Annotated in this window: 9 protein-coding genes and 2 pseudogenes; all 11 read right to left on the reverse strand. The window is 28.0% G+C overall.

Features of this window, described 5'->3' with window-relative positions; all coding sequences use genetic code 11:
• Window positions 1-515: pseudogene (locus tag GOQ29_RS14525) on the reverse strand (IS3 family transposase); the annotation flags it as partial.
• A 248-nt stretch (window positions 516-763) separates the two neighbouring features.
• Window positions 764-3,094 carry a hypothetical protein gene (locus tag GOQ29_RS01800; protein ID WP_203370844.1) on the reverse strand — a complete coding sequence of 777 codons (2,331 nt, stop codon included), beginning with the start codon at window positions 3,092-3,094 and terminating at the stop codon, window positions 764-766.
• Window positions 3,087-3,515 carry a hypothetical protein gene (locus tag GOQ29_RS01805; RefSeq protein WP_203370846.1) on the reverse strand — a complete coding sequence of 143 codons (429 nt, stop codon included), beginning with the start codon at window positions 3,513-3,515 and terminating at the stop codon, window positions 3,087-3,089. Before GOQ29_RS01805 ends, GOQ29_RS01800 begins: the two co-directional genes overlap by 8 nt.
• Entirely contained in the window at window positions 3,512-4,843 is a 1,332-nt protein-coding gene (locus GOQ29_RS01810; protein ID WP_203370848.1) for an RAMP superfamily CRISPR-associated protein, read from the reverse strand. The genes GOQ29_RS01805 and GOQ29_RS01810 overlap by 4 nt, the downstream gene beginning before the upstream one ends.
• 1 nt (window position 4,844) lies before the next feature.
• Entirely contained in the window at window positions 4,845-6,440 is a 1,596-nt protein-coding gene (locus GOQ29_RS01815) for an RAMP superfamily CRISPR-associated protein (RefSeq protein ID WP_203370850.1), read from the reverse strand.
• Between the two features lies 1 nt (window position 6,441).
• Complete coding sequence (locus GOQ29_RS01820) at window positions 6,442-7,164, reverse strand: RAMP superfamily CRISPR-associated protein (protein WP_203370852.1); 723 nt, start codon at window positions 7,162-7,164, stop codon at window positions 6,442-6,444.
• Between the two features lies 1 nt (window position 7,165).
• Window positions 7,166-8,746 carry a Cas10/Cmr2 second palm domain-containing protein gene (locus GOQ29_RS01825; RefSeq protein WP_203370854.1) on the reverse strand — a complete coding sequence of 527 codons (1,581 nt, stop codon included), beginning with the start codon at window positions 8,744-8,746 and terminating at the stop codon, window positions 7,166-7,168.
• A gap of 2 nt (window positions 8,747-8,748) precedes the next feature.
• The gene (locus GOQ29_RS01830; protein WP_203370856.1) at window positions 8,749-9,705 is read right to left on the reverse strand and encodes a DUF6602 domain-containing protein; all 957 of its coding nucleotides are present in this window, start codon (window positions 9,703-9,705) and stop codon (window positions 8,749-8,751) included.
• Window positions 9,706-9,923: 218 nt separating this feature from the next.
• On the reverse strand, window positions 9,924-10,403 hold the full coding sequence (locus tag GOQ29_RS01835) for an NUDIX domain-containing protein (RefSeq protein WP_203370858.1): 480 nt from the start codon (window positions 10,401-10,403) through the stop codon (window positions 9,924-9,926).
• A gap of 64 nt (window positions 10,404-10,467) precedes the next feature.
• Window positions 10,468-10,650: pseudogene (locus tag GOQ29_RS15190) on the reverse strand (recombinase family protein); the annotation flags it as partial.
• A 490-nt stretch (window positions 10,651-11,140) separates the two neighbouring features.
• A protein-coding gene (locus GOQ29_RS01845; protein WP_203370860.1) for an IS3 family transposase occupies window positions 11,141-12,261 on the reverse strand; the annotation gives its coding sequence in 2 pieces (ribosomal slippage) (window positions 11,141-12,015 and window positions 12,015-12,261; 1,122 coding nt in all).
• Window positions 12,262-12,400 lie beyond the last annotated feature (139 nt).

Below are 12,400 nucleotides of genomic sequence, written 5' to 3' on the forward strand. Positions count from 1 at the left end.
AGCATCTTTGTTTTTACCAGCAGCATACCCAATAATTTCACGATTATATAAATCCAATAATATCCATATATAATTCCATTTTCCCTTAACATTTACATAGATTAAATCACTTACTACTACATCTAAAGTTTTTTCTCTAGTAAATTCTCTATCGACGATATTATCAATTTTCTCTTCATTACATTTTGAAGTATGAACTTTATATTACTTAACTGTATAATTATATACTAAGCCATATTTTTTCATAATATAGCTAATTTTTTTCTAGAAACTCGGTAGCCCTTTTTACTTAATTCATATTTAATTTTTCTTGTTCCATAGTTATTTTTACTGTTTTTAAATATAGTCATAATCTTATTTTCTAATTCACTATCAGATGATTTTTCTGCTGGGGTATAATAAACAAGACTTCTAGATATATTTAATACTTTACACATGGCGCTGATACTGTACTTTTCATTATTAGTCTTAATAATGGCTACTCTCGTCCCATTATCAGCGCTGCTTGTTTTTAAGTGACTCACTTGGCAATTTATTGCCTTAGTAGAACTTATTTTACATCAAATACAGGAGATTTATCATCACCATAATCTAAAATCAAATTCTTGTTTTTAGATTAGACAAATCTGGAAATTAATTCTCTACCTTTCTAATTACACAAGTCATCATTAAAAAATAACCTCATTTTTTTATTTCTCTAACCGATCAATTTGAGTTAATTAATTTTTTTTCATAAAAGTTTCTCTTATCTTTATTAACAAAGCTACTTCCTCTTCAAAAATCTCCATTCCTTGGGATACCCTTTCCTTTTTTTTATTTTTTCATCTAAATTATACCAATTAACTACTATAGGATTAGTTTCATTACAATCCCAATTTGATGTTTCATTTCTATCCTTTTCCTGCTTGCTTTTTATATAACGTCTTAAATAATTAAAATAATTTTTTTCACATACTTCTTTCATTTTAGTAATATACGCATCTACATACTCGCTTCTGTTACTTTGTTTTTCCATTGGATCAAGTATTAATGATTCAAAGGAAATATCTTTTTTCTCAATACATAGATCCATAATTTCTACTTTCACTTTTCCATATCCATAGGGCTTTGCACCACCAATTTGCTCAAAACTATTTTCAATATTAATCCCATTTTCTCCTATACATTCTCTATACTCTTTCGACTTTAAAATTTGTTTTATATCTAAGCTAAGTAACAGTAAACCTAATTCATCAGGAAATAGATTATTAAAATATATTTTTCCTTCCAAATAAATATCTTCTTCATCATTTTTAATTACCCCCTTAGTACTTAACATACTTTCAGGTTCCTTTTTACTCTTCTCAACCTTGTCCAAAATATGATAATATTTATATCCATTTAATTTAGATGTTTTATCATTATAAGTTGAAAGTTTATTTTCTTCTAATTGTTCAAGATACATAGCATTTGCACTGGCAAATGGACTAGGAAGCAAAAACTCCTCAAATTTATAATTAAATTCCCCTTTAATATCAATAGATGAAAAACGTAACCGTGATTTATAACTTTCAATTGCATTATTTTGGCCTTTTTCACGAGTTAGATTAATTTCATCATCCTCTAATTCTTTACTTTCATTTGATGTAAAACCAAATAGGGCATCTGCATAACCAATTGTACTTTTTCCATTTACTTCAAGGATATCCGTTATTGAACGATTATATGGAACCTTAAAATAAGGGGTACGCCCTATCATTTTTATAGATTTATCATCTTTTTCTGTAATAAAAAATACAATAAGACCTTCAGGGTTCTTCTTTATAAGTTTTTTATACTTCTCATCATCAAATATATCATAAAAGTCCTTTACTTCATTATTTTTACTAGTATATCGAAATTTCTTAATATTTTGTTTATACCCTTCAATAACATTTTGCGGCACAATAAAACCCGCATTCCCCTGTTCTGATTTTTTTATGAAGTAATGACTTCGTTTTGAGCTAGCATTTGTTGAATTAAATAAATATCCCTTTGAAGGAAATTCTCCCCTATTGTCATTAAATGCAATCTTACATATTCCTCCATTACTATTTTCTTTATAAAAAACCTCTCTTTGATATGGCAAATTTTTGCTATTTTTTCTCATTTCACTATAAATCTTATGAATTTTTACTTTAAGCTTCCATCTTTCAGTCATTTTTGAAAAGAATATTTCAAGCTTTTCATTCCTTATGTTTTTTACTTTTTCAAGTAATTCACTGCTTACATTTTTTGATTTTTTGAGCAATTCCTTTTCTGAATTTTTTCTTATGTTTTTTAATTCTACAAGTAATTGACTACTTATTTTCTCTAATTCTTCATTAAAGTTATTTTTTTTAATTATTTTTCCTATTCTCTTATGGAAACTGAATTTTTTTATAAATATTCCATCAATATCCTTCTGAATGACAGATAGTTCTTCTTTTAACTCTTCTCTTAATTTACTTATTTCATTACTTAATTTATCAATATCCTTTTGAATTTTATTAATTTGTTTAAATTTTTCTCCACTATTTTTTACATCATATAGCATTGATTCTCCTCTATTGATTTTAATACCCATATTCACTATTCTATGTTCTTTAATGGAAGTAAAAAATTTATCTGATGAATATTTCTGTGCAGGAATAACGTAAAATCTTTCTCCATCTTTTCTTAGAAATCCTACTTTAATAGATTTTTCTATTCCTTCTTTAATTCCTAATTTTTTATTGTACTCCTTTCTTAAATCGCCAGCTATATCTCTAAATAATATGGGGGCATCATTGATAAAATGCGGATAACTTTGACTCAATATTTCTGTATTCATTCTTACTCTTCCCCTCATTTGACTTCCTGCAAGAAAAAAACTATTCCCTTCACCTTCCTTTATTTCTACAGCTAAATCAGATTTAGGAATAATCCTATATTTAATACACCCATTTAACTGTTTCCTATAATCATGTCTTGGTAGACCATCTAACTTTCTGACAGCGCTATATGGAATCCATTTTCGGGGAAATGAAATAAAATCATAGGGTAAGGTTACATATTTTGGTTTATCATTATTAGTATTCTTCTTATTTTTATTCATTCTTTCCCTCCTCTATGAGTGAATGCAACACCGTTTTATCTACATAAGCCATATGGCTATCTTCATCGTAAGATATATATTCTTTAACCTTCAGCGCTGTATATCTAATCTTTGAATTATGAATTAGCTTATAGTATCGGGTAATTACGGGTTTTTCTTTAGATTGTTCTTGATGTAATAAAGGTTTGTATTGAATATATTGTCCATCTACTCTGGAAACAAAAATCTCCTTTTCTTCATTGAATAGATGGAGTTCAAGTACTCTCTCATCCTTAATTGCTTGTATAAGTATATTATATTTATCATCATTACTTTGACCTAATAAGACTCTATCTAATAAATGAGCAATATAATAATATTTATTACTAAAACTACTTTTATCTATAATCGAGTATAATGAATCTAAAACTAAATTTTTCACTGACGACACCAACTTTCAAAGAAGTTATAATATTCTTTTATTTTTTCAATCTGCTCTGAACTTAGTTCATTTATTATAAAAGTATCTTTTATTGACTCAGAGAGTTTCAATTTTGTTCCATAAAATTGACCTAATCCTATTGATGTTCTACCTCCTAATGGAACTATGCCCTCTCCAATTCTTTTAAATACATATATCAACGGAAATATATATGGATTCTCATCTTGGTCACAATCCATTAATTTACATTCTAAAGTAGCATTACCATAAACTTCTACTTGCTTTCTCATTGCTCCATCAATAGTATCTCCCGTTAATCTATCTACTTTTATATAAATTGATTCCTCTGAAATTTTCTCTCCACTATCTTTATTAAATCTTTTAGTCTTAATTATTCCCGAATTTTCCAATACAATATCTGAAAAAAGTATCTTGCCTTTGCTTTTTTGATCTCCAAATATTTCATCTAATTTTTTTGATATATTACTTTCATTTTGTAAAAATTTACTTAATAAAATTCTAATTTCGTTTTTTACCAATCCTTTAAAACTGGTAGCTGGCAAATAATATTTATCTTCTAACTTCTGTAAACCTGTTAATTGTCCATTTTTATCATATCGAAAGCCCTGATATATTCCATATGGGAATTTACCTTTTAAGGAAAAATTTATTTGATTCTTTCCCTTGTTTTCATAACTTGGTAAGCCTTCTTCAACGAGTTTAGAATCCATCTCATTTGATGAAAAAATATATTCATCTAAATCATTTTGAGTGTTAAATGTATGCTCCATTCGTCTTAATTCATTTAATTTAAATTCCCCAAATCCATTATTTTGTTGTCCCCCTAATTTAATTCGTTCATTTTTGAAACCTTTTTGCAAAGTTCCTATTATCTTGTTAAATATTTCTTCACTACATTTATCCTCTACTTCACATTCAACTTTAAAAATAATTGTGCTTCCTTTAGATAAATACTCTATGGTGTATTTATGATTTTTTTCAGCACTGCCTGAAGTATGATTGATTCTCGTACCTTCTTTAGTATGAATCTTATCAGTTGGATTAATTTCTCCGTCACTAATATATATTATACTTTCTAAAAATTTCTCATTTTGATTACCACCCAAATATTTATATATAATATCTTGTGAAACCTCAGATTCTTCTAAGTAATTTCTTAAAGCTCCCCCTATGGAATTTCCAAATAGAATAGGATTGTTTTTAGAATCTTTAATTAGCTCCCCCTTATTGCTAGCACCGAAATATATGGAGGAAACAGCTTCAATTTTAAATTCATATATTATTAATTTATTATACCCATAATTCATCTTAGTTCCCCCTCATACGTTCAATATGCAGGGCTGTTTTCAACAACTCTGCAATAAATTTTCTTGAATCTTGATTTGTTTTAAAATAAAACAACCTACCTCGTTGAGAACTTAATTTAGTATTAGCAAATCGCGTTAGCATTTCATTATCACGTCCATTTAAAAATTCCCAAATTAATTTAAAATTACATCCATTTAAGGAAAAAACCTTATTATCATTTGCATAAAACCGATCTAAAATAATATTATTTTCAATTTCTCCTTTTCCAAGTCCTAAAAATTGTTCAATTAAATACTCCATATTTCTTAGTTGGTTTTTATTTAAATCCTTTGAAATAGTAAGTCTTTCTTCAGTATTTTCTGCGTCTTTAATTAAACTATAAAATGTTCTTAACCAACGTTCTTTTGCTTCATTCATTCCTGATATAAGGATATCAAAAGTTTGCTTTACCTTACAATCCTCTATCAAATTATCTAAATCAATTAATTGACCTTCAACCTCTTTATTATTAATCTTATCTTCGCCTATGAATATTTCTCCTGGATATTTAATATTTACTCCTAGCCATCCATAGCCATCCTGAACACGATTTCCTAGAAGTTTCCCCTCTAATGAATCTATTAATGTTGACATTTCATCGTTTGTTAATTCTTCTTCAAATACATATTTCAATATGGAGCCTGCCTTTATCGTTGTCTCCTTGGGATATCTAGCTTTCCAAGTGGTGTTATATCCTTGTGTTTCTCCTGTCTGAATAAATTGTTTTTCTAACTTTGCACCTTTACATATTAATTCAGATAGGTAATTTTCAGAAATGTGATTGATAGGTTGTCCAAACTCATTCCTAAATAAACAATCTGAAAGACATGTAATGACTATTTCCTTTCTCTTATTTTCATAATAAGAATTTATACCCAATTCCTCTTTAACTTCTTTAAATTCTTTCATTAACCGTGTTGCAGTTATTTTACTTTTCCCATATCCAGAACCTTTAGAACCTCCAAGGTAAAGAATTCGGTTTTCTTTAAATAAGGTTTTCATATATTTTTCTAATTCTTGTTTATATCTGATTATTGCCTTAAAGCTATTCTCTGATGAAATAGCTTGATATCTAAATATATTTTCCTGTTCCTTGTTTTGCGGACTAGATTTATATGTAAAATGGTGTAATCTATATTCTTTATCTATTTTTCTTCCCAAAAGCATATTATCTTTTATACTCACAAAAGAATATTCTAATTGATTTTTCCCTGCATCTTTTTCTTCAAATAAATTGGCTAACTTCAACTTTGATTGTCCATTTGCTTTCGCTTTACGCCATTTGTGTTTATCAGTACGCAAATGCAGAGGCTTGGGTAGATAAAACGAACCATTAAAATATGGATAAGCATTGTAACATTCCATATTTAATAAGATATTATCCTTTGTTTTATCATTAAATAGTTTTAAGCGAATTAATTCTCCAATAATAGCTCCTCGAATAGTAGAACCTGGTATATGTTCTGTTGTAGGTTCACTATACGTACTTTGATTTCCTTTTGATCCGATTTTAAGGGGCTCTAAATTTTTAATTTCTATAATTCTATAATAATACATTTTAATTTCCCCCTATATCCATAAATTTATGATAAATTTCTGACCCTTCCACGAGTAAACGTGATTTAATTTCTCCTCTACCCCTATGGATTCCGGCTCCAATTCTTCTAAAAGAATAAACAATTCTAACTAAGTCTTCAACAACAGAATCTGATAAATCTTCTTCAAAAAATACAGTTGAATAAAATACAAGTCCTTTTCTAACAGTATGAAAGGTATGAAACATTTTGTCTTTTACCACTCCATCCTTTAATTGAATACCTGTACGAATATTAGTTTGAGCTTCTATTAAATCATGTGGAGAGATTCGATAGTATTTATTAGATTCATCTTCTTTTTGAAATGCAATAAAATAATTTCTCAATTTTTCATCAAGCTCCAAATTGCTCAATCTCATCAAACCAGATCGTTGTGACTCTCCTGAAAGTTCTAGTCCATATTTATCCTTAATATTTTTTGCTTCTATATAATTAATTCCAAAAAGTTTAATAATTGAATCATAAAAAGAAACGGCTAAGTCCTTATTCATATTCACATATTGTTTTAATAACCAAAATGCTTGCCTCTTAAGCTGTCCTTTTAAAGTTTTAGCATGAAAGTAAACAAATCCATATTGATCTGTCTGTGCCCTTGATTCAACAAGATTTTGCTCTTTTTCTCCACTGGTAAAAATAGCTTCACTGCAGATTTCTATTTCAATTTTATAAATATTTATTTTTCCCATATTAATTTGCCTCCAGGTTTATCATAAATGGTAGTGTCTCCAAAACATCATTCAGAATATATGTATATGTTGACTTATCACAATAAAGCATATATTCATAGCATACATTCTTCTCACTTTTACCATCGCCAAATATTGCCATAATTAATCCCCCTAAAGATCCCTTTTCCTTTTTATTCATATCAAGAAATAATTTATATTGATTAATTCCATTATAAATCTGCTTTTTTAATTCTTCCAAAAACGAAGTACTAATATTTATTTCTTTTTCGCTTTGAATTTTTCTTATCATATTATAAAAATCATCATATCTAAAAATATTATCTTCTACTGGTTCATTTTGATCAATACATAGAGGTTTAATATGATAATTTTCTTTCAGATTATTATGCTTTATATATGTTTCATATTCAATTCCCGTATTTACATGACTTTGAACTATTTCCCAGTCTATAAATGAATTTCGTTGTCTTTGACCTGATCTTGTTTCAACTAAATAAGTAACTTCTTTAGCTCTATGACAGAGTTTTTCTGCAATTTTTATTGATTCAAAAAAAGGATAAGTATATCTTACAATTGCTACTCCTCCACACGCTGTTAAATAGTCAGCTTCAATAAATTTATTCCAATCACTTTTATTATTGCTATCTTGTGATATTTGTTCTATTTTTTTAATAATATTAGCAGTAATTTCAATAGCATGTTCTGCTTCAACAATTAAGCAAATATCATCTCCTGCCTGTAAAACAGGCGTAAGAAGTAAAGAAGTGGCGTTTATTTTTTCCTTATATTCCTTTAACGCCTTAACAATAGCACTAAAATATATTTCATCTATTGCTCTGCTGAATTTTCTTAATTCCTCAAAATTAGTAATCTTTTTTACCATTTCTCCCATCTTATTTCCATCAATTGAAATTACTCCAATATAACTCTTGCCATTTTCATCTTTCTTATATTTATATAATTCTTTTGTAATTATAGCTGTATCATTTAATTTATCTTCAAATTTATTAAATAGATATTTTCTAACTAATCTTTCTTCTGAACTTTTCTTCTGTTTCCTCTGCCTCATTTGGTTTTCAGAAACTATTTCTATAGCTCTACCGTTTTCTTCTATTTTCTCTATTCCATATGTCCACCTTTTAAACTTAGATTTTCGCTTATCCTTTAGTTCATCTGATCTTTGTATTAATAATTCTCTAATTAGCATATCTTTATTATTTTCATATACCTGTACTTCTTTCTCATCTACTAAACTAATATATAATTCCAAATCAGGATAATTCTTTAATATTTCAAAAGAATATCCTTTTACAAATTTAGTAGCGTTCTCCAAATCCTCAAATCGAATAATACTATTTCCACCACCGGAATATATAAATCTATATTTATTGTTAAATTCTTTTTCTAAATAATTGCATAAAGATATAATATTTCCTGATTCTGAAGACATATTATTCTCGTGTAAGTTTTCAGTGATCGATTTTATAATGAAAGAATTATAGAGATTGTCAATAAGCTTACTATTTTTATATATGTATTCTTGTTTTTGAGATACGTCTATATATACATAAACAGCCATATTTATTTCCTCCCTTGTTCCTCTTCACTATCACTAATAATTTTTTTAAAAGTTTCAGCATATGCAAAATGAGGAAATAGCATAGGATTATTTAAAAGCATCAGTAATTGATTTAATTGTAAGTTTAAAGAAAGTAAGGGATTATTCTTAACTTCCAAATCTTTCAAAGTATTTTTCAGACAATTATTCTCATCAAAATTTAATTCAGTACAACCATCTTTATTACGTTCCTTATTTTTATATTTCTGCATATTTTGTATTTTCAAAACTTCTTTATCAAATGCTTGATATTCTATCTCATTTAATCTTCTTCCCCACCATCCTAAAGACTTTTCTTCGTTCTTTATAAGTATTTCTAGCTTCTTGTTTTCATTATCTCCATCTACTTTCCCTGCAATGATAAAATCAAAATAATACGCAAAAGTATCTTTTATATTTTCTAAGGTTTCTTCTTCTTTAACTTGTTTCATAGTAGCTAAAATTTTTATCGGTCTTGTTTGCTTTTGCGTTTCATTTGTTATTCCACAGGTATAGCCATTAGCCATCCTTGCAATGCCAGAAGCCTTAGGCTTTAATTTTTCAATAGCATCTGACCAATTTTTTAATTTTTCATTATTCCAACTAGTACTTTTACATTCAACTACAATTGCAACCGCTTCTATAGGTATAAATTTTGAAGTATTATATTGAAAGATATATGGTGTATATTGTTCATCATATGCAACAATATCTACTTCTTTTGAAATATGCCCACAAGAATCAATAATCATCACTCCTTGTGCTAGTGAATATTTTTTAGGTATAATACGTCTAAATAGCTCCAGCCATGTCTGCTCTCTATAATCTCCTGTTAAAGTACTATGCTGTGAAGCAATTTCTAATTCTTCTACTATCATTCGATTCATATAATTATAATTTTCATGAATCTTTCTAAATGTTTTTTTATTTTCTTCAGTCATTTTTATTCCCCTTTCTTATATATTGTAATCTAAAAACCTGTAATCACTATTTTACATTTTTATACTAATAAATATTGGATGAATTTTTACTACTTTTATCAATTATTATTCCATCTATCTACCAACAACTTTCTTTTCATCTATAATTAATGGATCCACCCCCCCTTTTTTAAAAGTAAATATTTCAAACCCGACCCCTTTTCTCAACTTATTATAATTCAACCATGATTATATTGAATATATTCAGAACCTAAAAACATAGGAATGGGACTTCTAATCATTTTAGTAATATTTTTATTCAATACATTAGGTAATAAGCAAATTTTATATAAATGTTCTATATTAACCCATTCACTACTAACTTGCATTTCATCAATTTCTATTGGTTTTTTTACAATGTCATCAACTAATTCACATATAAAAATATGATACATTTTATGAACATATTTTGGATAAAACTCACTTGTTTTAGAATTTTCACATATTTCTTCACATAATCCTGCAAATCTCTTTGGTATAACACAATATCCTGTTTCTTCAAGGCATTCTCTAACTACTGCTTCATGTAGTGTTTCATATGTATCTTGTCTACCACCAGGTAATGAGTAATATTCTCCATTATACTCATCATAACACTTATTTAATAGTACTTTGTTCTTATTAACAATGATTGCTTTCGCTGTACTTCTAATTCCCAATTCTAAACACTTACTCTTTTTATTTCATAAAATCCTATTTGATATACATTATATAAACATACTACTAACTTATCAAGCTATTACTCCATTTTTTCAATCCTATATTCTTGCTAACTCCAAATTCTTTTAGCATCCTCACGTAATTAAGACAGTCCAAAGTGTTTCTCGCAAACCTTGATATGGATTTTGTGATTATCATATCTATTTTTCCAGCCTTACAGTCCTTAATCATTCTATTAAACTGATCTCTCTTTTTGGTGTTTTTTGGTGTTCATCCCCGATATACCTTCATTTGCATATATTCCTGCCACCTCGTAATCAGTATGGACATTAGTATAAGTGGTGTAATAATTAATCTGTGCTTCATAGCTTGATAACTATTCCAGTTGGTCCGTTGAAACCCTACATTAAGTTGCCATTCTCTTTTTCTGTTGCTTTATATTTTCTGATAAGTTACTAGCTGATTTTTTTGTACTAGTTTACATCCACGCTAGGCTCACTACAAAAAAGAGGTTTCAATTTGAAACGTCTTCATTATAGTTTGAAATTTAAAAATTTTTAACAGGTTTCTCCAATAAAATTTAAAATTTCTTTTCACATATTTCCTAAAACTATCCCGCGCTTTATTACTACTATTCTATTTTTCTCAATTCTCATCTGCATTCTTTTCTTGCTCTTCAAGTTCAATTAGATATTTATCATAGTCGGACATAAAGAGCTTGGATTGTCAACCCTTTTTAATACACTTTTTTGTCGGACATTAATATTCTATAGTCCACAGGTGTAAGGTAATCTAAGGAACCATGAATCCTATGGTTATTATACCAGTTGACATAATCAAATAATAAATATTCAAGCTCCTCAAAGCTTCCAAATATTCTATTAAAAGCGAACTCCGTTTTAACAACCTTAAAAGCAGCCTCTGCTACTGCATTATCATAAGGACAACCCTTTTTACTTAAGGAACGATTTATATTAAATGTAGTTAACAAACCATCTATCAATTTATTTTTAAATTCATTCCCTCTATCAGTATGTAATATTTCAATATCTTCTAGGGGATATTGGATCCTTGTAAATGCTTTATAAACAAGATCTGCATCCTTATTCTTACCAGCAGCATAACCAATAATTTCACGATTATAAAGATCTAATAATATACATATATAATTCCACTTACCTTTAACATTTACATAGGTTAAATCGCTTACTACTACCTCTAAAGTTTTCTCCCTATCAAACTCCCTATTAACTATATTTTTAACCTTTTCCTCATTACACTTTGATGTATGAATCTTATATTGTTTCACTGTATAACTAGATACTAAGCCATACTTTCTCATAATACGCCCAATTCTTCTCCTAGAAACCTGATATCCTTTCTTATCTAATTTTTTCTTTATTTTTCTAGTACCATAATTATTTCTGCTATTCTTAAAGATAGTTATAATCTCATTTTCTAGCTTACTATCACAGGATTTTTCTTTAGGCTCGTAGTAAACAAGGCTCCTATTTATTTTTAATATCTTGCACATGGCGCTGATACTGTACTTATCTTTATTAGCCTTGATAATGGCTACTTTCGTCCCATTATCAGCTCCGCTTGCTTTAAAATATCATTCTCCATCTTAAGCTTTTGATTTTCTTTGCGTAATTTAATTAGTTCATTTTCTTCATCAGTTCGATTATCCTTTGCTTTAAAGGATCCTGAGCTGTTATAATCTTTAACCCATTTATTCACAGTAGATCTAGCTATATTATACTCTCTTACTATTTCTGTAGGTCCTTTCCCATTATTTATCAGTTCCACTATTTGCTTTTTAAATTCTTTGGTATATCTTTTTCCTCTATTAGACATGATAATCCTCCAATTCAATTTCATTTATTATATCATGTCCGAGTTTTTACTGTCTAATTAAGTGTAACCTATCCAGCTTATGATTATTGAGTGAAACTAAAAATTTATAATGAAAAAATACTACTCTAATTTATTTTTA

The sequence above is a fragment of the Anaeromonas gelatinilytica genome (genome assembly GCF_016820635.1).
Classification (GTDB): Bacteria; Bacillota; Clostridia; order Tissierellales; family SIT17; genus Anaeromonas; species Anaeromonas gelatinilytica.

What these genes read in the sequence shown, in the direction of transcription:
- GOQ29_RS01800 (WP_203370844.1), bottom strand. Translation starts at nt 3,094, where the DNA reads ATGAATAAAAATAAGAAGAATACTAATAATGATAAACCAAAATATGTA.
- GOQ29_RS01810 (WP_203370848.1), bottom strand. Translation starts at nt 4,843, where the DNA reads ATGAATTATGGGTATAATAAATTAATAATATATGAATTTAAAATTGAA.
- GOQ29_RS01815 (WP_203370850.1), bottom strand. Translation starts at nt 6,440, where the DNA reads ATGTATTATTATAGAATTATAGAAATTAAAAATTTAGAGCCCCTTAAA.
- GOQ29_RS01830 (WP_203370856.1), bottom strand. Translation starts at nt 9,705, where the DNA reads ATGACTGAAGAAAATAAAAAAACATTTAGAAAGATTCATGAAAATTAT.
- GOQ29_RS01820 (WP_203370852.1), bottom strand. Translation starts at nt 7,164, where the DNA reads ATGGGAAAAATAAATATTTATAAAATTGAAATAGAAATCTGCAGTGAA.
- GOQ29_RS01825 (WP_203370854.1), bottom strand. Translation starts at nt 8,746, where the DNA reads ATGGCTGTTTATGTATATATAGACGTATCTCAAAAACAAGAATACATA.